23 protein-coding genes are annotated in these 25,631 nt (G+C 61.8%); 4 read left to right on the top strand and 19 right to left on the bottom strand.

Translation table 11 applies throughout. From position 1 onward, the window contains the following. Window positions 1-3: 3 nt before the first annotated feature. Both cobA and nirB read right to left on the bottom strand, forming a co-directional pair. Window positions 4-1,077, bottom strand: a complete 1,074-nt coding sequence (gene cobA / locus HMPREF3157_RS07310) for a uroporphyrinogen-III C-methyltransferase (RefSeq protein WP_168161697.1) — start codon at window positions 1,075-1,077, stop codon at window positions 4-6. A 4-nt stretch (window positions 1,078-1,081) separates the two neighbouring features. Further along, the gene (gene nirB / locus HMPREF3157_RS07305) at window positions 1,082-3,790 is read right to left on the bottom strand and encodes a nitrite reductase large subunit NirB (RefSeq protein WP_070435988.1); all 2,709 of its coding nucleotides are present in this window, start codon (window positions 3,788-3,790) and stop codon (window positions 1,082-1,084) included. 240 nt (window positions 3,791-4,030) lie between these two features. Between nirB and nirD the strand changes: the two genes are divergently transcribed. Further along, on the top strand, window positions 4,031-4,384 hold the full coding sequence (nirD, locus tag HMPREF3157_RS07300) for a nitrite reductase small subunit NirD (RefSeq protein ID WP_070435987.1): 354 nt from the start codon (window positions 4,031-4,033) through the stop codon (window positions 4,382-4,384). A gap of 12 nt (window positions 4,385-4,396) precedes the next feature. On the opposite strand, the gene HMPREF3157_RS07295 is transcribed toward nirD, so the two are convergent. From HMPREF3157_RS07295 to HMPREF3157_RS07275, 5 genes are all read right to left on the bottom strand, one after another. Then, on the bottom strand, window positions 4,397-5,008 hold the full coding sequence (locus HMPREF3157_RS07295; RefSeq protein WP_070435986.1) for a DNA-3-methyladenine glycosylase I: 612 nt from the start codon (window positions 5,006-5,008) through the stop codon (window positions 4,397-4,399). 98 nt (window positions 5,009-5,106) lie between these two features. Continuing rightward, window positions 5,107-5,961, bottom strand: a complete 855-nt coding sequence (locus HMPREF3157_RS07290; protein ID WP_070435985.1) for a siderophore-interacting protein — start codon at window positions 5,959-5,961, stop codon at window positions 5,107-5,109. Between the two features lie 112 nt (window positions 5,962-6,073). After that, window positions 6,074-6,442 carry a thioredoxin family protein gene (locus tag HMPREF3157_RS07285; protein WP_070435984.1) on the bottom strand — a complete coding sequence of 123 codons (369 nt, stop codon included), beginning with the start codon at window positions 6,440-6,442 and terminating at the stop codon, window positions 6,074-6,076. 38 nt (window positions 6,443-6,480) lie between these two features. Beyond that, the gene (gene hisS / locus HMPREF3157_RS07280) at window positions 6,481-7,827 is read right to left on the bottom strand and encodes a histidine--tRNA ligase (protein WP_070435983.1); all 1,347 of its coding nucleotides are present in this window, start codon (window positions 7,825-7,827) and stop codon (window positions 6,481-6,483) included. A 48-nt stretch (window positions 7,828-7,875) separates the two neighbouring features. Further along, window positions 7,876-8,607: an MBL fold metallo-hydrolase gene (locus HMPREF3157_RS07275; RefSeq protein WP_070436252.1), complete on the bottom strand. Its 732-nt coding sequence runs from the start codon at window positions 8,605-8,607 to the stop codon at window positions 7,876-7,878. A 171-nt stretch (window positions 8,608-8,778) separates the two neighbouring features. Here HMPREF3157_RS07275 and HMPREF3157_RS07270 point away from each other — a divergent pair, with 171 nt between their 5' ends. Next, a complete protein-coding gene (locus HMPREF3157_RS07270; RefSeq protein ID WP_070435982.1) occupies window positions 8,779-10,362 on the top strand; it encodes a DUF349 domain-containing protein in 1,584 nt (527 codons plus the stop codon). 86 nt (window positions 10,363-10,448) lie between these two features. Next, entirely contained in the window at window positions 10,449-11,186 is a 738-nt protein-coding gene (locus HMPREF3157_RS07265; RefSeq protein ID WP_141740653.1) for a hypothetical protein, read from the top strand. On the opposite strand, the gene HMPREF3157_RS07260 is transcribed toward HMPREF3157_RS07265, so the two are convergent. The 12 genes from HMPREF3157_RS07260 to thrS form a co-directional block, all read right to left on the bottom strand. Then, window positions 11,153-13,423: a RelA/SpoT family protein gene (locus HMPREF3157_RS07260; RefSeq protein ID WP_016664413.1), complete on the bottom strand. Its 2,271-nt coding sequence runs from the start codon at window positions 13,421-13,423 to the stop codon at window positions 11,153-11,155. The two genes, HMPREF3157_RS07265 and HMPREF3157_RS07260, sit on opposite strands and share 34 nt — an antisense overlap. 81 nt (window positions 13,424-13,504) lie before the next feature. Next, window positions 13,505-14,053 (bottom strand): adenine phosphoribosyltransferase, encoded by a 549-nt coding sequence (locus HMPREF3157_RS07255; protein WP_016664412.1) that lies wholly within the window; start codon window positions 14,051-14,053, stop codon window positions 13,505-13,507. Next, the gene (secF, locus tag HMPREF3157_RS07250; protein WP_070435980.1) at window positions 14,050-15,039 is read right to left on the bottom strand and encodes a protein translocase subunit SecF; all 990 of its coding nucleotides are present in this window, start codon (window positions 15,037-15,039) and stop codon (window positions 14,050-14,052) included. Before secF ends, HMPREF3157_RS07255 begins: the two co-directional genes overlap by 4 nt. Then, the gene (secD, locus tag HMPREF3157_RS07245) at window positions 15,039-16,910 is read right to left on the bottom strand and encodes a protein translocase subunit SecD (protein WP_016664410.1); all 1,872 of its coding nucleotides are present in this window, start codon (window positions 16,908-16,910) and stop codon (window positions 15,039-15,041) included. The genes secF and secD overlap by 1 nt, the downstream gene beginning before the upstream one ends. Window positions 16,911-16,972: 62 nt before the next feature. Next, window positions 16,973-17,347, bottom strand: coding sequence for a preprotein translocase subunit YajC (yajC, locus tag HMPREF3157_RS07240; RefSeq protein WP_051120645.1), 375 nt, complete (start codon window positions 17,345-17,347; stop codon window positions 16,973-16,975). A gap of 67 nt (window positions 17,348-17,414) precedes the next feature. Then, window positions 17,415-18,524: a Holliday junction branch migration DNA helicase RuvB gene (gene ruvB, locus HMPREF3157_RS07235; RefSeq protein ID WP_016664408.1), complete on the bottom strand. Its 1,110-nt coding sequence runs from the start codon at window positions 18,522-18,524 to the stop codon at window positions 17,415-17,417. Then, window positions 18,521-19,177, bottom strand: coding sequence for a Holliday junction branch migration protein RuvA (gene ruvA / locus HMPREF3157_RS07230; protein ID WP_016664407.1), 657 nt, complete (start codon window positions 19,175-19,177; stop codon window positions 18,521-18,523). Before ruvA ends, ruvB begins: the two co-directional genes overlap by 4 nt. 27 nt (window positions 19,178-19,204) lie before the next feature. Then, window positions 19,205-19,789, bottom strand: coding sequence for a crossover junction endodeoxyribonuclease RuvC (gene ruvC, locus HMPREF3157_RS07225; protein WP_016664406.1), 585 nt, complete (start codon window positions 19,787-19,789; stop codon window positions 19,205-19,207). Window positions 19,790-19,809: 20 nt separating this feature from the next. Continuing rightward, window positions 19,810-20,565, bottom strand: a complete 756-nt coding sequence (locus HMPREF3157_RS07220) for a YebC/PmpR family DNA-binding transcriptional regulator (protein WP_016664405.1) — start codon at window positions 20,563-20,565, stop codon at window positions 19,810-19,812. Window positions 20,566-20,588: 23 nt separating this feature from the next. Beyond that, on the bottom strand, window positions 20,589-21,866 hold the full coding sequence (locus HMPREF3157_RS07215) for a PrsW family intramembrane metalloprotease (RefSeq protein ID WP_016664404.1): 1,278 nt from the start codon (window positions 21,864-21,866) through the stop codon (window positions 20,589-20,591). After that, window positions 21,863-22,465 carry an HIT family protein gene (locus HMPREF3157_RS07210; RefSeq protein ID WP_070436250.1) on the bottom strand — a complete coding sequence of 201 codons (603 nt, stop codon included), beginning with the start codon at window positions 22,463-22,465 and terminating at the stop codon, window positions 21,863-21,865. Before HMPREF3157_RS07210 ends, HMPREF3157_RS07215 begins: the two co-directional genes overlap by 4 nt. A 5-nt stretch (window positions 22,466-22,470) precedes the next feature. After that, on the bottom strand, window positions 22,471-24,471 hold the full coding sequence (thrS, locus tag HMPREF3157_RS07205; RefSeq protein ID WP_070435979.1) for a threonine--tRNA ligase: 2,001 nt from the start codon (window positions 24,469-24,471) through the stop codon (window positions 22,471-22,473). Between the two features lie 167 nt (window positions 24,472-24,638). Between thrS and HMPREF3157_RS07200 the strand changes: the two genes are divergently transcribed. After that, entirely contained in the window at window positions 24,639-25,631 is a 993-nt protein-coding gene (locus HMPREF3157_RS07200) for an L-lactate dehydrogenase (protein WP_070436249.1), read from the top strand.

Here is a 25,631-nt window from a genome sequence, read left to right as displayed (position 1 = left end):
CTCTTATTCGGTAGCGGCGAGCGGGGTTGTTTCGGCGAGTTCTGCCGAGGTTTCCCGGACGTTGACGACGTCACCGATCACGATGATCGCCGGGTTCGTCACGTTGCGCGAGCGGGCATCCTCGATCGCAGCGCCGAGCGTTGTAAATGTGTGGCGCTCGTGGGCGGTGTAGCCCTGCTCTAAGAGCGCGACGCCAGTGGAATCCGGCAGGCCAGCCGCTCGCAAGCCCGCGACGGTTGAGGGGAAGGTTGCCACTCCCATGAGAATCACGATCGTCCCGCCAAGCGCGACGAGGGCCGAAAGCTCGGCATTGTTAAACGGCTGGTGGCCCGAGATGATCGTGACTGCGCGCGTCACGTTGCGATAGGTTGCCGAGACGCCCGCATGGGCGGGAACGCTGAGCGCACTCGTGATGCCAGGGACGATGTCGACGCGGATGCCGTGAGCGGCGAGGAACCGCCATTCTTCTCCCCCGCGCCCAAAAATGAACACATCGCCACCCTTGAGCCGCACCACCCTCGCCCCTTCGCGCGCAAAGGCGAGCATTGTGTCGTTTATGCGCTCTTGCGACATTTTGTGGCGTCCCGGGGCCTTACCAACGTCGAGAACGAGTGCGCCAGGCGCGAGATCCATGACATTGAGCGCCACGCCCAGACGGTCGAGAAGAATGACGTCGGCGCGCAGGGTCGCCTTGAGCGCGGCTACGGTCAGGAGGTTCGGCTCACCCGGCCCTCCACCCACGAGGGTGACAGCGCCGGGCGCGTGGGCGCGATTGTCCGACGGTTCCTGGTCTTCGGAGAGCGCCACTTTCTCGGCGTGAGGCGGGCAAGCGTCGGAACGAATCTGCCCACGTGGCTCGCTTGCCCACTGAAGCACGAGCGACTCGTGCCCGAGTTCCCGCGCACGTTGATCGAAACTGCACGCGCGCTCGCGCGGGATCGCGTCACCGAGGTAAACAATGGCGCCTTCGCGAGCAAGCGCCTGCGCAGCACGCCAGCCGGCGGGGCCGCGGTGATCCGTCAGATCAACGACGCGGCCCCGCCACTGGTGTGCGACTGAGAAATCAGAAGCCTTCACGCAATTACTTGCGCTCGAGAACCTGATCGGCGGAAACCTCCTGGCCATGGGCATCGCGGAACGAAATTACCGGGCCCGAAATGAGGACCTCTTCGCGCTCTTCGAGGGTGGCCGGGCGGTTCTGATCGCGCATCGGCACGCGCGCAAAAAGCGGATCCGGCGTGTCGGGGGCGTTGATGAAGGACCGGAAGCGCGAAAGCTTCTGGGGATCCTTCACGGCCTCAACCCACTCGTCCTTGTGGTTGTCCACGAACTTCTGCATCTCGTGCTCCCACTGCTCGCCCATGCCCATGGAATCCTCGAGCACGGCTTCCTTGACGTGGTCAATGCCCCTAGCTTCGACCCACGATGCGGTGCGCTGGAGCTTATCGGCATCCGAGATGTAGTACATCAGGAAGCGGTCAATAACCTTCACGAGTTCTTCGTCGCTAAGGTCTTGCGCGAACTCGTCGGCATGGCGGGGAGTAAAGCCGCCGTTACCGCCCACGTAGAGGTTCCAGCCCTTATCGGTGGCGATCACGCCGATGTCCTTGCCGCGGGCCTCAGCACATTCACGTGCACAGCCCGATACGCCGAGCTTGAACTTGTGCGGCGAGCGCAGGCCCTTGTAGCGGTTCTCGAGGAGCACAGCCATGCCGACGGAATCCTGCTGACCGAAACGGCACCAGTCCGTTCCCACGCAGCTCTTGACCGCGCGGAGGCTCTTGCCGTAGGCCTGGCCCGACTCGAACCCGGCCTCCACGAGGCGCGTCCAAATGTTCGGAAGCTGCTCGAGGCGGGCGCCGAACAGACCGATGCGCTGCGCGCCGGTGATCTTCGTGTACAGGTTGAAGTCTCGCGCGACCTCCGCGAGAACGACGAGCGCCTCGGGATTGACCTCGCCGCCGGGCATACGTGGGATCACCGAGTAGGTGCCATCCTTTTGCATGTTGGCGATGAAGCGGTCATTCGTATCCTGGAGCTCCTGGAGCCCTTTGCCGAGGATGTAATCGTCGCGAAGCGACGCGAGGATCGACGCGACGACGGGCTTACACACATCGCAGCCGTTGCCCTTGCCGTAGCGGCCGATGACCTCGGGGAAGCTCTTGAGGTCGTGCTCTTTGACGATTTGGAACAGCTCCGCACGCGGCATCGAGAAGTGCTCGCACAGCCCGCGCGACATCGCGATACCGGACTTCGCGAGCTCGGCACTGAGGATCTTCGTCATGAGCGGAACGCACGAGCCACACTGAGTGCCGGCAGTGGTTGCTGCCTTGACTGAGGCGATGTCATGGCAGGCTTCGGCAAAGTCTCCCTCGCCATTGATCGCCGCCTTGATGGTGCCAGCCGAGATGTTGTTGCACGAGCACACGATGACGTCATCGGGCATATCGCCTGAATCGGGCACTTCGCCGCCGCCCGCCGCCAGGTAAGCGGCCGGATCGCCCGGAAGCTCGCGCCCAACGTAAGCGCGAAGCGTTGAGTAGTTCGAGGCATCGCCCACAAGGATGCCGCCGCGCAGCACGGCCGCATCGGGGCTCATGACAAGTCGCTGATAAATGCCGCGAGTGGGGTCGGCGTAGACGACGTCGAGTGAGTCTTTCTCCGCGCCCTTCGCATCACCGAAGCTTGCAACGTCGATGCCGGACAGCTTGAGTTTGGTGGAACCGTCGATTTCGCCGAAGAGTTTTTCGCCGCCGAGGAGCTGATCCGCAACGACCTCAGCCATCGTGTTCGCGGGAGCCACGAGGCCGATGGTGCGGCCCTCCATCGCGGCACATTCGCCAATCGCCCACACGTGCTCGACCGACGTGCGGCAATCCTGGCCGACCATAATGCCGCCGCGCGGACCCATTTCGAAGCCGTTCACCTTGCCGAGCTCGTCTCGCGGTCGAATGCCCACGGCGAGACACACGAGGTCAGCTTCGAGCTCGGTGCCATCGGAAAGCTTGACCCCGCGCACGTTCGAGGCTGCGGCGTTAATTGCCTCTTCGTCTGCAGTATTGCCCTTGCGGTACTCGATACGAGCGAGCACCTGCTCGAGGCTCACGCCCGTATGCAGCACGATGCCACGCTGCTCGATGAGACGATTGAGAAGGTTGCCACCGCCTTCGTCAAGCTGAGCCGGCATGAGCCATCCGGCGAGCTCAACGAGGTGAACTTCGTAGCCCTCGCTCGCGAGGCCACCGGCTGCTTCGAGGCCGAGGAGACCGCCGCCGAGAACAACGGCCTTACCCGTGCGCTTTTCATCGTCCTTGAGCGCCTCAACCGTCGCGCTCATGCCATCGACGTCGTCAACGGTGCGGTACACGAACACACCCTTGGTGTCCCAGCCGTTGATCGGCGGGGTAAAGGCATTCGAGCCGGTCGCGAGCACGAGCTCGTCGTAGCCGTACACGGTGCCGGAAGAGGTGCGCACGAGCTTGGATTCCGGCTCGATCGAGTTCACGCGATCGCCAAGGCGAAGATCAATACGCGGATCCTCCCACAGGGAGCGGTCGCCGAGGGTGAGGTCGTAGCTCTTGTCCCAGCGCTTCGCAAGGTTCACGCGGTCGTAGGGCTCGACGTTCTCCTCGGAGATCACGGTGATCTTGTAAGCGCCGGCCTTGTCGCGTGCCTGCATAGTTTCGGCGAATCGTTGGGCTGCTGGGCCACCGCCCACGACAACGACGTGCTTGACGAGGGTTTCCTCGCCTGCGGCTTCAGAGTTGGGGGTTACGTCGGCAGTGCTCAAGTCGGCTCCTACTTCGAAGACTTAGGGGTGTAGACGTCCTCCCACCCTACACAATGAGCGGTGGGTTATTCGAGTACAGTAGAGGCACAAGAACGAGGGGATTTCACAGCGAAGTCATGCGCCCCGCGCGGGGGACTTTGGTCTGCAAAACCGCTGACCAGCTCCCTACAATGACCGCGGCTAATTCCCGTTATAGCCCCTACTGCCGCACTTCTCGCGGCTCGACAAGCGAGGACACCCATGAGCAACTGGCAAAGCATCTGCAAGGTCACCGACATCGACCCGAACCTTCCCGAAGCCGCTCTCTTTGGCACCGAACAAGTCGCCGTCGTTAAGGCATGGGACGAGCAGATCTACGTCGTGTCAAACGTTGACCCCCGAACCCAGCAGGGCGTCATGTCGCGCGGCATCGTTGGCGACCGCGACGTCGAAGGCGCGCGCCGTGCGACACTCGCGAGCCCCATTTACAAAGAGGTCTACGATCTCGAAACCGGCAAGTGCTACGCCAACGACGCCTACACCCTGCCCGTGTACGCCTCACGCGTGAGCGATGGCGTGATCGAAGTCGATCTCGATTCTAAAAATCCGGCCTGAGCGCACGCGTTCTTAGCCGGCCTCGCCGGCCATGCGGCGACCGTCGGAATCGAATATGCCCGAGCTGCCGCGCCGCGGTGAGGTGACGAGGTGCGTGTCGACGATGCCGATCGCCTCCATGAGGGCGAAGCAGGTCGTGGGCCCCACAAATGAAAACCCGCGCGCCTTGAGATCAGCGGACATACGCGCCGAGGTCTCATCGCGCGCGGGAATCTCCTCCTGAGTTCGGGGCGCGTAGGTCTGTTCTGGGACATAGCTCCACAGGAGCCGCGCAAGATCGGTGCCGTCATGGCGCAGCGCTTGCGCGGCACGAGCGTTGCCGATGACCGCCTCAATTTTCCGACGGTTGCGGATGATCCGCTCATCCTCCATGAGCCGTTCGATGTCGCTCTCCCCCATAGCTGCGACACGATCGACCGCGAATTGGTGGAAGACCTCGCGGAAAGCATCGCGCTTCGCCAAAATCGTTTTCCACGACAAACCGCATTGGAATACTTCGAGGCTCAGGCGTTCGAATACGCCCTGTTCATCGGTGACGGGAACTCCCCACTCGGTGAGGTAGTAGTGCTCCATAAGCTCGCTTGTGCGTGCCCAGCTTGGCAGCGTGGTGAGAGTGCTGTTCATGCTTCGAGACTAGCGACTGTTCTTCGCAGCATGTTCTCGGCAGTGCAAGGACTTGGAAAACACCAAGGTGTGGAGCCCGAGCCGTAGCAAGACCGCCCTCAATCGGGGTCGATGCGACCGATCGCTTCGCGCTTTTCTGCCTGGAATCGATCTTCCACTCGGCCGAGCGCCCAATACGCCGAGATCGAAATGTCTTCGCGCGCAATTCCTCTTTCGCGCACGAGATGAGCACGCAACTGCTTCGTGAGGCCGCGTTCGGCGTGGCAAAAGACATGGACACCGCGCTTGTCGATGATGTCGTGTGGAATATCGAGCGTTTCGACAGCCACGAGCAGCCCCTCGCGCGCGCCAACAACCCATTCGAGCGAGAAGCCCTCCGGGTGAGAAAGAGAGAGAGTATCGGCTTCGTCCTCGACGTGAATGACGGCGTGGCCCCGTGCGCTCGACGGCATTACCTCCAGCGCGGCGGCGATCGCCGGGACTGTTGCGTGATCCCCCACAAGGACGTGGAGATCAGCTTCTGGGTGCGGCGAATAGCCACCACCAGCCCCCATGAGCGCGATTTGGTCACCTTCGTGCGCACGTGTGGCCCAGTCGGATGCAAGGCCGTGCTGACCCGGAGCGTTGTGCACGACAACGTCAATCCAGAGCCGTTCATTCGCATCATCCCAGCGGCGAACCGTATACGTGCGACGTGCGGGCAGGAGTTCGGGGGCCTCATTTCGCAGCCGATCCATGTCGAAGGGTGCTGCTAGACCGCTTCCCGGCTGTGGCAAAAGGAGCTTGACGTATGCGTCCGTACACGAATTGCGGTTGAGCTTTACGTAGTCAGAGCCGCCAAGGCAGAGCCTCACGAGGTTCTTACTCACCTGCGTCTTGTCCTGAACTGTGAGCACGGCCTGCTGGCGCTTGGTTTTGCCACGGGGAGGGGCTGCGGCGCTGTCCGATATCATGCGCAGCACTATACCGACAGCTCCCCATTTTCAAAACCTCGCACTTTCAAAAAAGGGAAGAGGCTCGCCGTTCCTGGCGAGCTTCTTCCCTCTTGCGGAGAGCAAGTGCTTACTAGCCCTGTTTTGCCTGCTGCTCTTCGTAGGCCTTGCGGACCTCGTCCATGTTGAGGCCGCGCACCTGCGAGATAAGCGAGTCGAGGTCAGCCTGGCGAAGGGCGCCGGGCTGGCCGAACACGGGGATGCCATCGCGGTACGCCACGATGGTGGGGATCGACGTTGCGCCGTACTGCATTTGCAGTTCGGTTTGGTCCTCCGTGTCAACCTTCGCGAAGGTCACGTCGGGGTTCTCCTCCGAGGCCTTCTCGAAAATCGGGGCGAAGCGCTGGCACGGACCGCACCACTCTGCCCAGAAGTCGATGAAAACGATCCCGTCCTTGACGAGTTCGTCGTGGTTTTCCTTGGTCATTTCTACGGTTGCCATGTCGTTTCTAACTCCCTCAAAGGCGTTCTTATTTCAGGTTATTTGGTCGAGGTGGTCGCCACCACACGCGCGGTCATGTCGTCTTTTGGTGGCTGCCACGTATGCGCGTCGGCTGGGGTCTGTTCGCCGCTGCGAATGTCTTTGACTTCTCCCCTGCCATCCTCGGAGGGGAAGAACACGAAGGGAATACCGCGGCGATCCGCGTACTTGATCTGCTTGCCGAACTTCGCGGCACTCGGTGCGACTTCGGCAGAAATACCTCGCGAACGCAGCACACGGGCGACGTCGACGCTCGCCTCACGGTGCTCCTCGTCCGCTACCGCGACGAGTGCGACGGTCGGCACCGCCCTCGTGGAGGTCGCGAGCGACCGCGTCACGAGCCGCGAGACAAGACGAGAAAGACCAATCGAAAGACCAACGCCCGGGTAGGAGTGGCGGTTGTCGGTTGCGAGCGTGTCGTACCGGCCGCCCGAGCAGATCGAACCAAGATCCTCGTGGCCCTCTACGAAGGTTTCGAACACCGTTCCCGTGTAGTAGTCGAGACCTCGCGCGATCGAGAGATCGGCGATGCAAGCACCCGGCACCGAGGCGTTGACGGTGCGGATCACGAAGCTCAGCTCCTCGAGTGCGTGCGTAATCGCCTCGCTCGAGACGCCAAGTGCGTTGACTTTCTCGGCAAGGTCCTCATGGGTCGCCTTGATCCGCGCAAAGGCGAGGCAGCCGTCGGCCTGCTCTTCGCTCGCTCCCGCGTGCTCGATAAGGAGTGTGCGCACCTCCGCTTCGCCAACCTTGGCGAGCTTGTCGAGCTGCCTGAGGACACCTTCGATGTCGGTGAGCCCCAGTGCCTCGAAGACGCCCTGCGAAAGCTTGCGATTGTTCACCGAGATCGTGAAGCCAGGAATCGGGAGTTTTCCGAGCACCTCGGCCATCACGATCGCGACGTCGGCATCCATGTGAGAGGGCAGCGTATCTTGCCCAATGATGTCTATATCCGCTTGATAAAACTCGCGGAAACGACCGTCCTGGGGGCGTTCGCCGCGCCATACCTTTTGAATCTGGTAACGGCGGAAGGGGAACGCGAGATCGTTTTGATGCTCGAGAACATACCGCGCAAGCGGGACGGTGAGGTCGAAGTGAAGGCCGAGCTTCTGGCCCTCCTTATCGCGATCCTCATCGTCGGCTTGAAGGCGCGAGATCAGGTAGACCTCTTTACTGGTCTCCCCTTTGCGCAGAAGTTGGTCGAGCGGCTCAACCGCACGGGTCTCGATATTGGAGAAGCCGTGCAGCTCTGCGACATCCCGGAACGTGTCCATCACGTGCTGCTCGATGCGGCGCTCGGCAGGGAGCCATTCGGGAAATCCGGAAAGCGGCGTCACTTTCGCCATGGGCTATTCTCCTTGACAAGTTGTGGTGTCTTCTACGCTGATTCAGCCTCAGAAGGCGGTGCGCAGGTATCCATTATCCGCGAGTTCGTCCCGGAAGACGCTCAAGGGGCCGTGACCCGGCACAATCACTGCCTCAGCATGGCCAAGAGCGAACCCTCGAAGCTTCGTAAGCGAAGCTTTCATCTCCTCAGGGTTGCCGCCCGGCAGATCGGTGCGGCCGATCGTTCCCTTGAACAGCACGTCTCCGGTGAAGGCCAGGGCGGGCGCGGTGAGGGCACGCGGCGTCACACCGACGAGCGGATTGATGTGCACGGGACCGTCGAAGAAATAGAGTGTCGAGCCTTCTGTGTGTCCGGGGTACGCGTGTGCGACGAGGCGCAGGTTCCCCGCATCGAGAACATCGCCGTCTCCAAGGGGCCGCACGTCCGCGGGCTTAGACCAGCCGCGCGCGTCCCAGCGGGGCCGGATCTGGTTGGTAAACGCCGACGGTAGCTGGCCCATAGGGTCCTCAAGCCTGTACTCGTCGCGAGCACCCACGTACACCGGCACGTTGAACTGCGAGGCTAGGAGGGCGGCGTCGGCAACGTGGTCGAGGTGCCCGTGAGACACGAGGATCGCTCGCAGGTTGAGGCCCTGCTCCCCAAGCACGTTCGTAACTTCCTCGTGGACCTCGAGCCCGGGGTCCACGACGAGAGCGTCGGTTCCGTCATTCAGGATCGAGCACGTGGCACTCAAATAGGGGGACAGCACAAAATCGAGGGTGGCGCGCACATCAGTCATGCCTACCATCGTGCCGCGTTTCCCATGCCGCGGCATCGAATTCCGTTCGCAGTGTTATCCGCGATACAGTTTTAGGTAATGCCGTGGCTAATGCGCCGCCGTTGGTGCGAGGCAATATGCCCCGTCCCCTGTCCGAGGCACCCCGGTGCCCTCGAATCCTAGGAGAAGCTCGTGAACGAGAACGACCAGAACACCCCCGAGAACCCCGCCGCGCCCGAGGCCCCTGCAACGCCTGAGGCCCCTCAATCCCCTCAGGCCACGCACGCCCCTGACTCAGCAGAGGCAAGCGCGCAGGCCACCGAAGCAGAAGCGCCAAAAGCGGCGGAGGCGTCGGACGAAACAGCCGAGACGTCGGCACCTAAGCCCAGTGCCCCAAAGCCGGGAGCACCAAAGCCCAGCGCCCCTAAGCCCGGCTCCCCCGCACAGCTTAAAGGTAAGGCGCCGCGCACCCCGCTCGTTCCTATCGTTCCCACTGCAACAAGCTACGACGACGCCAAGGTCACCGAAGCCCTCACGTTCGGCGATGTGACCGACGAAGGCACCGTCACGGTGAAGGACGGCACCCAGATCCGCGAAATCGGCACCGTTGAAAAAGGCACCGAGCGCGAGAAGGCTCTCACCCCCTTCGCCCACGCCTACCTCGATCTGAGCGCCTTCCTCGACGTGGTCGAGCAGAAGCTCCAGGTTCCCGGGCTCACCCAGGCAGACCTCAACCGCATCCTCGAGCAGATGCGTAAGAACATGAAGGAGCCGAAGGTCGTCGGCGACATCCCCGCGCTGCGCGAACGCGCCCACGAACTTCGAGAGAAGGCGAAGGAGCTCATCGGCGAACTTGAGAAGGCACGCCTCGCTGCCCGCGAGGAGTCGACTAAGAAGCGCACCGCGTTCGTCGAAGGAATCGAGGAGCTCGTCGCCACCGACTCCCACCGCATCTCCTGGAAGAAGGCCGCCGAGACGATGCGCTCGATGGTGCCGAATTGGAAAGAGATGCAAAAGAACGAGGTGTCGCTCGAACGGGAAGTCGAGGACAAGCTGTGGAAGCGCCTCTCAGCCGCCCGAAGCGAATTTGACCGCAAGCGCCGGGCGCACTTCAGTGAGCTCGATGAACAGCACGCGAAGGCGGAAAAGATCAAGGCACGCCTCATCGAACAGGCGGAGGCTATCCGGGACTCTGAAGACTTCGGCCCTACGGCCCGAGAGTTCCGCTCGCTCATGGATCAGTGGCGTGCTGCTCCCCGCGGTAACCGCAAGAAGGACGACGCCCAGTGGGCAAAGTTCAAAGCCGCGCAGGATTCCTTCTTTGATCGCCGCAACGCCGACCTCAAGAAAATCGAGGCGGAACAGTCCGAAAACCTCAAAGTGAAGGAAGCCCTCCTCGCCGAGGCTGAGGCTCTTTTGCCCATCACCGATTTGGACAAGGCAAAGGAGCAGTTCCGCTCGATCGAGGACCGCTACGACGCCGCTGGCCGTGTCCCCCGCAACGCGATGCGTCGCGTCGAGGACCGTATCCGCGCCGTTCGCGCCGCGTTCCAGAAGGCTGAGGACGACGAGTGGCGCCGGACCGACCCGCGCACCAAGGCACGCGTCGAGGGCGCCTCCTCGCAGCTGCACGCAGCCATCGCGAGCTACGAAGAGGATCTCGAGAAGGCCAAAGCCACGGGCGATGCAAAGAAAATCGAGAAGGCGCAGGCCGCTCTCGATGCCCGACGCGAATGGCTCGAAGTGATCGAGCGTAGCGCTAAAGATCTTGGCTAGGCGTTGAACTTGCTCAACAACTAAAGTTCTCCACAATGAAAGGCGGGAGCCCTGCGGGCTCCCGCCTTTCGTGTGATTCTGGTGCCATGACTCGCCCCACACATGCCACCGCGACAGCATGCCTCGCGCCTCACCTTCGCGAAGCAGGCCGCGCGCCGTTCGCTTTCGACGTGGGGCACGCACTCCTCCTCGAGCCCGGTGCATCGCTTCCGTTTCTTGCGCGAGACCTACCGCTCGCCTCACTTGGCTCGGGATTTGCCCTGGCCCTCACTCCCACAGTCGGCGTGCGCGAACGGGCAGCCGCCGTCGGCGTTGCCATCGAGCGGATTTCCCCTACCGCGACCGCCCCGGGAGCAGTCATCGCGGATCACACAGCGGCTTGGATATGGTGCGGCGGCGATTACTCGCCTTCACGCCTCATCGTCGCCTCAGAACGGCACAGCCAACGCTATGACGACCTCGAGCTTCGCAAAATCACCCTCGCCACCGGAGACATCGCCTATCCCGCGGGAATCCCCACGCTCGCGCCCCACCGCGCTTTCGCTGAACTCGCACGCAAAGGCGCAGACGAAACCGCCCGCATCTATGCCGAAAGGCTCGTCGCTCAGGGATGGGTGACAAGCAGCGACCTCACGCGCATCGCCTATCGCGCGTGTCGCTCAGGCCGGGGCAACGGTTACTCGGGACCACGGACGGGGCGAGCCCGCTACAAAAAGCTCGCAGCACTCGCTAAAGAGATCGAAAAGACGCTCGAAGGTCGCGCTGCCAAAACGCACCATCAGACCGCAGATCACATCGGCTTGCCATCGCTCGTCACGCGGTAAGCATCGAATACGCCCGACACCTTCCGCACCTGCGTGAGCACGTTACGAAGATGAGAGGGATCCGCAAGCTCAAAGGAGAAGAAGACGACACCGATACGATCCGGAAGCGAGTGCGCTGAGGCCGAAAGGATATTGACCTCAAGCTCGGAGATCACGTCAGCGAGATCAGTAAGAAGCCGTGATCGATCAAGTGCCTCGACCTTGATATGAACCATGTAGGCCTGGTTCGTCGCGCCAGACCACCTCACCGGCACGAAGCGATCGGCTTGCTTCTCACGCATCTGCTCCGCATTCGCGCACGCTGCATGGTGCACGCTCACGCCATTGCCACGCGTCACAAAACCCACGATGTCATCACCGGGCACGGGGGCACAGCACTTTGCGAGCTTCACCCACAAATCACGCTGACCATCCACAACGACGCCCTGATCGGCATGTGAGGCGCGGCGCGGCTTCGCGAGCACCCGCGATGGCACGACAGATTCGGCCATGTCGTCCTGAACGCCCTCGGCGCCGCCCACCTCAGAAATGAGGCGACCCACGATATTCTCGGCGCTCACATGGTGCTCACCGATCGCCGTATACAGCGCGTCGACCGAGTCGTAATTGAGGTCCGCCGCGACGTTTGTGAGCATCTCGTGCGTGAGCATGCGGCGCAACGGCAGATTCTGCCGGCGGAGCTGAAGCGCAAGCTCGTCACGGCCTCGCTCGAGCGCCTCTTCGCGTCGCTCTTTCGAGAACCACTGTCGAATCTTCGTGCGTGCACGAGTCGACGCCACGAAATTCAGCCAATCCTGGCTGGGACCTGCACCCTCTGCCTTCGACGTGAAGACCTCGACGACGTCGCCCGTGTTCAGCTCCGATTTAAGCGACACGATCTTGCCATTCACGCGCGCGCTCATCGTGCGGTGGCCGACCTCCGTGTGGACCGCGTACGCGAAATCGACGGGAGTCGCCCCCTGCGGGAGTGAGACAACATCGCCCTTGGGCGTAAACACGTACACTTCATTCGAGGCCATCTCGTAGCGCAGCGACTCGAGAAATTCATCGGAATCCGTCGTGTCCTTCTGCCAGTCAAGAAGCTGGCGAAGCCACGACATATCCCCGCCGACGGCAGAGCTCTGCGGGGAATCCTCGATCTTTTCGCCGCGGGCCGTAGCGGCTTTGTACTTCCAGTGCGCGGCAACGCCGTACTCTGCGCGGCGGTGCATATCCCACGTGCGAATCTGTATTTCAACGGGCTTGCCGCCAGGTCCGATGACCGTCGTATGAAGCGACTGGTAAAGGTTGAATTTCGGAAGAGCGATGTAATCCTTGAAACGCCCCGGCATAGGGCTCCAACGCGCGTGCAAAATACCGAGAACCGCGTAGCAGTCGCGTACCGTGTCCACGAGCACGCGGATCCCCACAAGGTCATAGATGTCGCTGAACGAGCGCCCGCGCACGATCATCTTTTGATAGACCGAGTAGTAATGCTTCGGCCTACCCGTCACCGTGCCTTCGATGTGCGCGGATTTAATGTCTTCCTCGATAGTGCCGATCACGCCCGCAAGGTACTCTTCGCGCGCCGGAGCGTGCTCGGCAACGAGCGCCACCACTTCGTCATAGAGCTTCGGATAGAGCACCTGGAAGCTCAGATTCTCAAGCTCCCACTTAATCGCGTTAAGTCCAAGGCGGTGCGCGAGCGGTGCATAGATCTCGAGTGTCTCTTTTGCCTTGCGCTCGGCGCTCGAACTCGACACAAACTTCCATGTGCGAGCGTTGTGAAGACGATCCGCGAGCTTGATGAGCAGAACACGAATGTCGCGGCTCATCGCAATGATCATTTTTCGCACGGTCTCGGCCTGCGCGGCTTCGCCGTACCGCACTTTGTCGAGCTTCGTGACGCCATCAACCATGACGGCGATTGTCTCGCCGAAATCAGTCGTGAGCTCTTCAAGCGTGTATTCGGTGTCCTCAACGGTGTCGTGAAGAAGGGCCGCCGCGAGCACATCGGGCGGGGAACCCATGCCCGCGAGGATCGTCGCGACCGCAATCGGGTGCGTAATGTACGGCTCGCCGCTCTTGCGAAACTGGGGGCGATGCCAGTACTCGGCGACGTTATACGCGCGATAGACGAGGGAAAGGTCGGCTTCCGGATGAAGTTCACGGATTGCGTCGATGAGCGGCAGGAGAAGGGGATCATCTTTCGTTCCCCAAACTTTGCGCGGGCGGGAGTCCTCACGATCCGCATCCATGCCGCTCACCGCCTTCCTCGTGTCGGAATTATCCCAGTTTAAACCCAAAAACGCCCGTGGCCATGTCCAGGGCACTCAAAGTCAGTTCTGGATGCTCCACACGGTGTGCAGCGGGATGTCACCGAGCTTTTCACGGCCACCGAGTCCGAGAAGCTCGATGAGGAAGCTGGCAGCCACGACCTCGGCACCGAGCGATTCAACGAGCTGGATAGTCGCCGCGGCCGTGCCGCCGGTTGCCAGAAGATCGTCGAGAACGAGAACGCGCGCCCCCTTCGGGACGGCGTTTTCCGCGATTTCGATCGTTGCTGAACCGTATTCGAGGTCGTAGGTGAGAGAGTTCGGCTTCCCCGGAAGCTTGCCTGCCTTTCGCACAGGCACAAAACCGCGGTCCATCTCGTACGCGAGCGGGGCACCAAAAACGAAACCACGTGCCTCCGTTCCCACAACCAGATCAACCTCGGCGGGAACGGTGCTCGCCCAGTACTTGATGACGGTTTTCATCGCTTTGGGGTCACGCAGAAGCGGGGTGATATCGCGAAAGAGGACGCCGGGCTGCGGAAAATCCTGGTAGAGCCCGATGTGTGTGCGTTCGATTTCGGCAATTTCGGGGGGTACTGGCGTAGTGGTCATGCCGTGACAACGTCCTTTTCATGTGTGCGCTCAACGCGCAGTGTGTGGTCCTTGATAGATTTTTCGCCCTTACGCAGGTCCACGAGGAAGCTCGGCGCAAGGAAGATGGATGAGTAGGTGCCGGCGATGATGCCCACGAACAAGGCGAGCGAAATATCCTTCAGCGTTCCGGCTCCAAGAATAAATGCGCCGATAATCAGGATCGAGCCGACGGGCAAGAGCGCAACAACCGACGTATTGATTGAACGCACGAGCGTTTGGTTCGTCGCTCGGTTGACGAGGGTCGCGAAGCTCGCGTCAGTGCGCTCGAGGAAGCCCTCAGTGTTCTCTCGCACCTTGTCGAAGACGACGACCGTGTCATAGAGCGAGTAGCCAAGGACCGTAAGAAAACCGATCACCGTGGCGGGGGTGACCTCGAATCCGATCGCGCCATACGCCACGATTGTGAAGAGAAGGTCGTGGGTGAGCGCGGCCATCGCGGCAACCGATGACTTGAAGTTTCGGAAATAGAGCGCCATCACAATGGTCACGAGCAGCATGAAGATGACGATGCCCTGGATAGCCTTCGCGGTGACGTCCCCGCCCCAGTTGGGCCCGACGAATGAGCTCGAAACATCCTCCGCAGGCACGTTGTAGGCCTTCGCGAGGTCTGCGCTGAGCGCCTTCGTCGCATCGGTGGAGAGCTCTTCCGTTTGAACGCGCAGAATATTGCCACCCACCTGCGAGATGCGCGGCTCGTTCGAGGGCACGTGTTCGCGCACAACATCACGGGCGAGAGCTTGGTCCGGGTTCTTCACGTGCGAGATCTGGAACTCGCTGCCACCCGTGAATTCGATACCCCAGTTCACGCCCCGCACCCCCGTGATCGCTGCGAGGATCACCAGGATGATCGCAGAGCCCAAGTACCACCATTTGCGGCGAGGAACGATGGGGATTGAGCGTTGACCGGAGTGGAGTTCGTTGCCGAACGTGGAAAAGCGCGACATCAGCGGTCCTCCTTCGGGGTTGTGTCCTCGGGCGAGGAGGCTTCGGTGGTCGCTGAGTGCGAGCCGGTAGGAGTGGCGTTGTGGTCGGCACCATGCGAGTCCTCCGCGGCTTCGCGTGCGAGGCGCGCCTTGCGCTCGGCAAGGGTTTCAGTTCCGACGCCAGCCGCGCCCCTATCGCCGCCCTTGGCTTTACGCCCCTTTCCGCGTTCTTCGGAGCTGCGGAAGCGCGCGCGGCCCGCATACGCTGGAACGTCGCGCCCGAGCAGTGCGGGGTCGAGGCCCGAGGCTGGGTGCCCTTTCCCGAAGAAGTTCGTGCGCCCAAGGCTCTGCAGGAGCGGGTGCGTAAACAAGAACACCACGAGAAGGTCGAGAACCGTTGTAAGACCGAGCGTGAAGGCGAAGCCGCGTACGCTGCCCGCGCTCACGAGATACAGCACGACAGCAGCGATGACGTTGACGGCGTCGGACGCGAGGATCGTACGCTTCGCCCGGTCCCAGCCGTGGTCGATCGCTGCGACGATACCGCGCCCATCGCGGATTTCGTCGCGAACACGTTCGAAGTACACAATGAACGAATCCGCAGTGAAGGCAATCGACACGATAAGGCCGGCAACTCCTGCAAGAGAAAGGCGATAGCCGATCTCAGGCATGTTCGACATGAGCGTGATGATGAGGTAAGCGAGCACGCCCATGATGGCAAGCGATGCGGTTGTCACGATTGAGAGCACTCGGTATTGGAATGCGGCATAGATGACGACGAGAGCAAGGCCGATAAGACCCGCGATGAGGCCCGAGGTGAGCTGATCGGAGCCGAGCGTCGCGGAAATCTGTTGTTCTGACTGCACCGTGAACTCGAGCGGGAGCGCGCCAAACTTGAGCTGGCTCGCAAGTTCCTTCGCCTGATCGGCCGTGAAGTTGCCCGTAATCGTGGATTGGGTTGTCGTCACGGCCTGGACCTGCGGTGCAGAGATCACGAGGGAATCGAGCACGATTGCGAACTGCTTAGTCGCTCCCTGATCGCCGTAGAGCGCCGAACTCATTTCGCCGAAGGCCTTACCGGCCGCATCGTTAAAGGTCAGATTGACTGCATAGAAACCCGTATCCTGACCGGTTTTGTTCTTGTCCGCACCGGCGCTCGCGTCCTTGATCGCTTCGCCGCTGACGACAACTGGACCGAGGATCAGCTTCGAGGTTCCACCGGCTCCGCAGGCGACGACCGCCTCGTCGTCGCGGCCTGTAACCGAATGGTTGTTGAGCGTGTCGGGGTCGGTGCAGTCGAGCTTGGCGAACTCTTTTTGGTCGACCGTTGAGAGCCATTCTTGACTCCAGGCCTTCGCCCCTTTATAGGTGTTCACGCCTTTGCTTGCAGAAGATGAGGATCCCTCTCCCCCGCCATCCGAGGCAGGTGCAACGTCCTGCGCAACGGGACCGAGCGACGCAGCATCCTCGCTCGTCCCGTCGCTTGCCCCGCCTGCATCGGAAACACCGGCGTTGGGCGCCACCTGCAGAAGCACGGGACGGAAGCTCATGGTGGCGGTGCGCCGCAGTGCATCGCTCGTAGCCTCATCGAGTTTCCCGGGAACGTTCACGACAATATTCGTGCCGCCTTGGACGGAGATCTCCGTCTCCGCCACGCCCATCGCGTTCACGCGCTGGGAAATGATCTGGCGTGCCTGCTCCATCTGCTCAGGAGTGATCGCCTCACCGCCGTGAGACTTGGCTTGCAGGATGACCTGAGTGCCTCCTTCGAGATCGAGCGCGAGCTTCGGGGCGGCCTTCCACCCGTTGTTCGCCACGCCGAAGCCAAGGATGCCCCCGAGGACGAGAATCAGGACGGTGAGCGTCGTAAGCGCTATGCGTCGTGCTGGCATGAACGGTCCTTTAAGTCATACGAAGGCGACGCACGTGGGTACCGCGCGTCGCCTTCTTCGATTCAGTTCTTGCTGTCGTCAGCGAGGAAGTCCGAGCTCTTCTCCGCGTCACTTCGCAGGTCGGCATCGGAGGCGGGAGCATCGCTCAAGGTCGCTTCGGTCGAGTTTTCGCCGAAGCTGTCGACACGCTCGGCGATCGCGTTGCGGTTCCACTTGAGCTGCGAGCCGTCCTCGGTTTCCAGGATCACCGTGTCGCCCTCTTCTTCGACGATCATGCCGTAAAAGCCCGAGTGGGTACGGACTTCATCACCAACGCCAAGAGACTTCACAAGTTCCTGGTGCTGCTGCACCCTCTTGCGCTGACCGCGCGACATGAGAAACATCGGTACAGCCATCACGACGAGCATGATGATCATCAAAAACATGGGGTTTTGCACGAGACGAGCCTTCCATCGGGAGTCACAATCCGTTCCACTGTACCCGCGTATGGCCGCTATTCCCCACTCAGTTAAAGCGACCGTCCTCACGTCCGGGCTCATCGAAGAGTGTTCCGCCACGCGCGGGGTCGACGGCGGGAACGTCAAGCCCCAGGTGCTCCCATGCCGCGGGTGTCGCGATGCGGCCTCGCGGGGTGCGGCCGAGGAGACCTTCGCGAACGAGGAACGGTTCGACGACGGTCTCGACGGTCTCTGTTTCTTCCCCTACCGCGATCGCGAGGGTAGAAAGGCCAACCGGTCCGCCGCCAAACTTTGTGCACAGTGCTTGCAGCACTGCTCGGTCCAAGCGATCGAGGCCACCGGGGTCGACCTCGTACACCGTGAGCGCTTCGAGAGTGGAATCCATCGTGATCGCGCCGCCGCCGCGCACCTGGGCGTAGTCGCGTACGCGCCTCAGAAGTCGATTAGCGATACGCGGCGTACCGCGCGAACGTGAGGCGATCTCGTGCGCGCTTTGAGGATCGATATCTATCTCCAGCCGCGCGGCACTCCTTGCGATGACAAGGGCGAGTTCTTCGGCCGTGTAGTAGTCCAGGTGACCCGTAAATCCAAACCGGTCGCGAAGAGGCGAGGGAAGCATCCCGGCGCGCGTCGTCGCTCCGACCGCCGTAAATGGGGGAAGTTCGAGTGGGATCGCCGTGGCCCCGACCCCTTTGCCCACCACAACATCGACGCGAAAATCCTCCATAGCCATGTAGAGCATTTCCTCGGCGGGGCGTGCGAGGCGATGGATTTCGTCGATGAACAACACCTCACCCTCTTCAAGCGACGAGAGAATGGCGGCGAGATCACCGGCGTGTTGGACGGCTGGCCCGGACGTAATTTTGAGCGGCGAGCCCAGCTCGTGCGCGATGATCATCGCGAGTGTTGTCTTCCCGAGGCCCGGAGGCCCCGAGAGGAGCATGTGCTCAGGAGGCGTTCCCCGCAGCGATGCGGCATCGAGCACAAGCGAGAGCTGTTCGCGCACCTTCTTCTGCCCCACGAAGTCGGCAAGCTCACGGGGCCTCAGGGCACCCTCTGCTGCGCGGTCAAGGGCGCCGGCTTCCGCACCGATGATCCGCTGGAGAGTCTCGCCTGTCTCAGCTCCCTCGCCGCTCACCCCGGAATGTTCAATCATGAGCGACCACCCAGCTGACGGAGCGAAAGACGCAGCAGCACACCCGAATCGAGGCTCGCACTCGATCCTTGCTCGGACTCTTCATAGCTCAGCAGCACCGCCTCGACGGCCTCCTTGGCTCCCTTCTCGGGCCATCCGAGGCCCTGAAGGCCCTGCACGACGTCTTTCGCGGCGCGCGAATCGAGAACCGAGCTTTCGTTGGTCTCCGGCGCCGAGGGTACGGGGGCTGCGCCCTCCGACGTGCCCGCCGCGAAGGGAGCGACCTTGTCCTTCAGCTCGAGGGTCATGCGCTGAGCCCCCTTCTTTCCGATTCCAGGCACCGAGGTCAGGGTTTTGAGGTCCTCGTTGAGGACCGCGCGCGCGAATGTTGCGGGGTCCATGACTGCAAGCACGGCGATCGCAATTCGCGGACCGATCCCCGAAACCGATTGAATCGTGCGGAAGAGATCGGCTTCGTCTTTCGTCAAGAAGCCGTAGATCGTCATCGAATCCTCGCGCACCACAAGCTCCGTGTGCACGAGCACCTCTTGCCCCGTGCGCACAGCAGACAGCGTTTGTGGTGACGTGTTGACCAGGTACCCCACCCCGCCAACATCGAGGACGAAAGAATCGAGAGCGATGGCGCTCACGGCGCCGCGAAGGGAAGCAATCACGCCCCCGATTTTAGAACACGCGTACGACTACAGGCGGGAGGTCGACCTCTCCTGGGCGAGTCGAGCCTTTCGCTCGGCCTCGGCCCACTGAGCTTGGGCGCTTGTTCGCCGGGCACCGTCGGAACCTAACTTGACCGGACCTGAGCCTCGCCACAGCTGCGTGATCCCGATCGCCACCGCATCCGCCGCATCCGCGGGCTTGGGCGGCGCATCCAAATGCAAAATCTTCTGGACCATCGTTTGAATCTGCGCCTTGTCGGCGCGGCCGTTGCCCGTGATCGCGCGTTTAACCTCGGAAGGAGTGTGCATCGCGACCGGGATTCCCCTCTCGGCCGCGAGCACAATCGCGAGACCCGACACCTGCGCCGTCCCCATGACGGTCGAAACGTTATTTTGCGAGAACACACGCTCGACCGCGACGATATCCGGTGCATACTGCTCGATCACGTGCACGAGTCCCTGATAAATCTCGAGGAGGCGTGCATCCACGCCGGCGTCCCGGGCCGATGTGATCACGCCAACGGCTTCAAGGCGCACGGATCGGGCGGGGCCGCCATCGACGACCCCAAACCCGCACCGGGTGAGACCGGGATCAATTCCCAGAACTCGCATACAGCCCTCGTGTGGGCCGACTATTCGGCCTCGAGCTGCGCGGCAACGTCCTCGGGGATATCGAGGTTTGAGTACACGTTCTGCACGTCGTCGCTGTCTTCGAGCGCGTCGATAAGGCGCAGCACCTTTTGGGCACCTTCAAGATCCACCGCAGTTCGCATGGTCGGCACGAATGAGGCCTCGGCACTGTCGTAGTCCACGCCGGCTTCCTGGAGTGCGGTGCGGACGCTGACGACGTCCGACGCCTCCGAGATGATCTCGAAAACCTCGCCCTCGTCGTTGATCTCTTCGGCACCAGCGTCGAGCACGATCTCGAGCAGCTCATCTTCCGTGTGGCCGGCCTTGGTGACGGTCACAACGCCCTTGCGGTTGAAGAGATAGGACACCGAGCCGGAGTCAGCCATGTTTCCACCGTTGCGCGTGAAGGCCACGCGCACCTCCGAAACGGCGCGGTTCTTGTTGTCGGTAAGGCACTCGACGAGAAGCGCGACGCCGCCGGGGGCATAGCCTTCGTACATGAGAGTCTCGTAGTTGACTCCAGCGCCATCGAGCCCGCCGCCACGCTTAACCGCGCGATCAATGTTGTCGTTCGGGACGGAGCTCTTCTTAGCCTTTTGGATCGCGTCGTAGAGCGTGGGGTTACCGGCGGGGTCGGGGCCGCCAATGCGCGCCGCAACTTCAATGTTCTTGATGAGCTTCGCGAAGAGCTTCGAACGCTTAGCATCGATCGCAGCTTTCTTATGCTTCGTTGTTGCCCATTTAGAGTGACCTGACATCGGTTTCCCTCATTCTTCGGAAATTATCGCTGAACCATTGTACGCGCCGGCGCAACCGGATACGTGAGCGCGGCCAGCACTCGTCGCGTTTCAGTCAGTTGCGAAAGCAACATGGCTTCGGATTCCTTGATCCTGGAGGACGTGTGTCCCGCAAGCGCAGCTTGCCGCTGTGCGGCGAGGCGCAGCGCCACGCGCTGGAACTCTTTCATCGACCAAGCGGTAACTGCTCCATAGCTTGCGGCCCAGGCCACGGCGCGGCGACGGCGGCGCAGGCCCACGAGCATGTCAACCTCGCTCGGGGTAAACCACCCGGCACGCCCGTAGTCGGAAAGACGCCAGCGCAGAATCCGCCTCTCGCGCCAACGAAGGAAAATGAAGAGCAGCGCAAGTGTGAGGAAGATCGGCACCTCGATGATCGCGTACCAGAACAAAAGCCCTTTCAGACTCGTCACGCCATTGAGTGCGAGGAGCATCGAACCGCCATTCCACAGGGCATGCAGGCCCATACCGAGACTCAGTCCGCCGGCTCCTAAGAAAAAGTAGAGAGGAAGGCTCCGGCGCTCCGCCGCGATACCGACACCGAGCCCGACGAGCGAGGTGAAACTCGCGTGCGCAAACGGTGAAAGAAGCCCACGTAAGAAGAAGGTCTGCCAGAAAACAGTCGAGTTACCCTCGACTTGAGCAGCCGCGAATGACCGTGCGAAATACGTGATGTTTTCGGTAAAGGCGAAGCCAGCAGCGATGAGCATCGCGTAAATAACGCCGTCGATCGTCCCAGAAATGTAGCGCCGCCCGAAAAGGAGGAGCAGCACGAGCCCAAACGCCTTCGTCGACTCCTCGACGACCGGGGCCTGGAATGCCACCGCGAGGAATTCCTGAGAGCTTGCATCCTTGGCCTGCATGGCGATCAAAAAGATGACGGCCGTGCCGAAAATATACGTCATGGCAATGGAGCCGATAGATCCCCACAAATAGGCATAGGTCTTTGTGAAGCGCGGCTGAGGGGTATTACGGTCAAGCCACCACACGGCGCTGAGCACAATGCCGAACGGTACGAGGGCGGCCGTGAGCGAGACGAGGCTCGTCCCAATCCCCTGCGGCAGGATCACAAAGTAGAAGAGCAGCAGTGCGGTGATGGCGAGCGCGAGAAAGGCGAGAAAAAAGATGATCCACGTGGCGACCTTGCCGCGCGGCTTCTTTTTCGCACGTTCCCCGAACGATGGCATCGCATGGGCGATGTCCTCAGGGACATCGCGGTAAACGTCGTAGCCGTAGCCGCGCGACTGCCCTGTAGTGCTCACGTGTGCTCCTTTGCGCCTTTCTTTCCTGCCTCGGGCCACGCTTCAGCAAACATGTCGCGCGTGTCCGCGAGCAGGAACGGGAGGGCCTTTGTGCGCCCCACGATCGGAAGGAAATTCGCATCGCCGAGCCACCGCGGTACGACGTGCTGATGAAGGTGCGCGGCGATTCCTGCCCCGGCAACCTCTCCCTGGTTCATCCCGAGGTTGAAGCCCGCGGGATTGGACACGGCACGTACCACGCGCATCGCCGTTCGCGTGAGCTCGGCGATTTCGAGGTATTCCTCGCGCGTGAGGTCGGTGTAGTCGCTCACGTGACGGTAGGGGCACACGAGAAGGTGCCCGGAGTTGTAGGGGAACAGATTGAGAATCACGAACGCGTATTCGCCTCGGTGAACGATAAGTGCGTCCTCATCGCTCTTGTCCGGCCCCGTGCAAAACGGGCATTCGTCGGTAGCCTCCGCGCTCGAGGGTTTTCCCTCCCCCTGAATGTATGCCACGCGGTGCGGTGTCCACAGGCGCTGGAGTGAGTCGGGGGTGCCGGCGAATGCGTGGGCGTCCTCGAAGGCCTCCCCGACTCGAGCCTCCTGCTCACCGTTCATCGGGTTCACACTTGAGCCTTCGTGCGGATCGCTTCGAGGATGCGCTCGACTGCATCGTCAACCGGAATGCCGTTGTCCTGGCTTCCGTCGCGCATGCGGAAGCTCACGGCTCCGGCGTCGCGATCCTCACCGCCGGCGATCAGCATGTACGGCACCTTTTCCTTGGTGTGGTTGCGGATCTTCTTCTGCATGCGGTCATCAGACGCATCGACTTCGACGCGCACGCCGTGAGCGCGAAGCTTCGCTGCAACCTCCTCGAGGTAGGGCACGAATTCTCCCGCTACGGGAATCCCCACGACCTGCACCGGCGCGAGCCACACGGGGAAGGCACCCGCGTAGTGCTCGGTGAGAACACCGAAAAAGCGCTCGATGGAGCCGAAGAGCGCGCGATGAATCATGACGGGGCGCTGGCGTGAGCCGTCGGGCGCCGTGTATTCGAGATCGAAGCGTTCGGGCAGGTTGAAGTCGAGCTGAATGGTCGACATCTGCCACGTGCGCCCAATCGCATCTTTCGCCTGAACGGAAATCTTGGGGCCGTAGAAAGCTGCGCCACCCGGATCGGGAACGAGATCGAGCCCGGAGGCGGTCGCGACTTCTTCGAGCGTTCGCGTCGCCTCTTCCCACACGTCATCGCTACCCACGAACTTCTCGGGGTTCTTCGTCGACAGTTCGAGATAGAAGTCGTCGAGGCCGTAATCCTTGAGCAGGTCGAGCACGAAGGTCAGAAGCGTTGTGAGCTCATCGCGCATCTGCTCGCGCGTGCAGTAAATGTGGGCGTCATCCTGGGTGAAACCCCGCGCACGCGTGAGGCCGTGGATCACGCCGCTCTTTTCGTTGCGGTACACGGTGCCGAACTCGAACAGTCGCAGGGGAAGCTCACGGTAGGAGCGCCCGCGGGCGGCGAACACGAGATTGTGCATCGGGCAGTTCATGGGCTTGAGATAGTAGTCCTGGCCCTGCTTGGTGACGTTGCCTTCAGCATCGCGTTCTTCATCGAGATGCATCGGGGGGTACATGCCGTCGCGATACCAGTCGAGGTGCCCGGAGGTTTCGAAGAGCTGCCCTTTGGTCGCGTGAGGGGTATACACGAAGTCGTACCCGGCCTCGACGTGCCGCTGACGGGAGTAGTTTTCCATCTCCATGCGTACCATGGCGCCCTTGGGGTGGAACACGGCAAGGCCAGAGCCGATTTCATCGGGGAAGCTGAACAGGTCGAGCTCGCTCCCGAGCTTGCGGTGATCGCGCTTTTGCGCTTCTTCGAGGCGGAACTTGTAGGCCTTCAGGTCGTCCTTCGTCGCCCACGCCGTTCCGTAGATGCGCTGGAGCATGGGGTTCTTTTCACTGCCGCGCCAGTAGGCGGCGGCGGAGCGCATGAGGGAGAAGCCATTGCCGATGAGGCGCGTAGAGGGCAGGTGCGGCCCGCGGCACAGGTCGGTCCACACGACCTCGCCCTTCTTATTGACATTGTCGTACATCGTGAGGCCACCGTCGCCGACTTCGACGCTCGCGCCTTCAGCGGCGGTATCGGCATTTGATTTCAGGCCAATCAGCTCAAGCTTGTACGGCTCGTCCTTTTCCTCTTCGCGCGCGTCGGCGTCATCGATGTCGCGGCGCTGGAAGCGCTGCCCTTCCTTGACGATACGCTGCATGTCCTTTTCGATCGCTTTGAGGTCTTCGGGGGTGAAAGGCTCGGCGACGTCGAAGTCGTAGTAGAAGCCGTCCGTAATAAACGGGCCGATACCGAGCTTGGCGTTGCTGTCGCGACGCTGAACGGCCTGCGCGAGAACGTGTGCGCACGAGTGACGCAGAATGTTGAGGCCATCCTCACTCGCGATGTCCACGCCCTCGACGGTGTCGCCTTCGGCGGGCGCGATGTACAGGTCCTTCAGTTCGCCGTTGATGCGCAGGGCGACGATCTCGCGGCGACCCTCGTACAGCGATTCTCCCGTGGCCCCCTGCTCGATCGTGGTGGGTGAGCCGTCGAGGACGATGGAAAGCTGGGACACGGATGACTCCTTTAGTTCTCGGGTGCGAACCGACCTACACTGCCGGCTCCACCGCCCAGTCTAACGAGTGAGGTCTCAAGGTTTCTGCGCCTGCGAGAGGGAATCGATCGTGTGAAAAGAGGATCACTCACTTGCCAAAGGGCCTCGCGCGAGCGAACCATAAAAACATGACTGCTCCCCTTGTTTCAGCTGGATCTCCCTCCACTCGCCCCACCAAGATCGCCGTGATCGGCGCCGGCAGTGTGGGCTCGTCCGTCGCGTACGCCGCGATGCTGCGCGGGAGCGCGCAGACGATTGCCCTGTACGACCTCGCGACCGCTAAGGCCGAGGCCGAGGTTCTCGATCTCGCTCACGGCGCACAGTTCGGCTCAGGAGCGACGATCCTTGGCGGGAGCGACATTTCGTGCGTGGCCGACGCCGACGTCGTCGTGATCACCGCTGGTGCGCGTCAAAAGCCCGGCCAGACTCGGCTCGATCTTGCGGGCACCAATGTCAAGATTCTTCGCTCCCTTATGCCGCAGCTTCTCGAGCAGGCGCCCGAAGCGATGTTCATGCTCGTCACGAATCCGTGCGATGTCCTCACGGTTGCCGCCCAGCAGGCCACGGGGCTCGATCCGTCTCGCATCTTTAGCTCGGGAACCGTGCTGGATTCGAGCCGGCTCAAATGGCTCTTGAGCAAGCGGATCGGCGTGAACCCACGCAGCGTGCACGCACGCATTATTGGTGAACATGGCGATAGCGAGTTTGCCGTGTGGTCAAACGCCAATATCGGCGGCATTCCGCTTCGCGAGTGGAGGAATTCCGACGGTTCCCTCGCCTTCACTGAGACCGAATTGGACGCGGTGCGCGACGAGGTCGCAAATTCGGCGTACCAAATCATCCAGGGCAAGGGCGCAACAAACCTGGCGATCGGGGTTTCCGCGGCTCGGATTTGCGAGGCCATCATTAATGACGAAAAAGCCGTGCTGACGGTCTCGACGGTCCTGAATGACTACCGTGGCGTCAGCAGTGTGGCGATGAGCGTCCCAAGCGTCGTGGGCCGTGGCGGTGTCGAGCGCGTGCTCGACATCCCGCTCGATGAGCACGAAACCCACCTGTTGAGGGCGTCGGCTGGTCAGCTTTCCGCCATCCAGGAGAAGCTCGGCCTCGAGCTGGAGTAG

This window comes from Dermabacter sp. HMSC06F07 (assembly GCF_001807345.1).
Lineage (GTDB): Bacteria > Actinomycetota > Actinomycetes > Actinomycetales > Dermabacteraceae > Dermabacter > Dermabacter hominis.
This window is presented reverse-complemented; position numbering and strand designations above follow the sequence as displayed.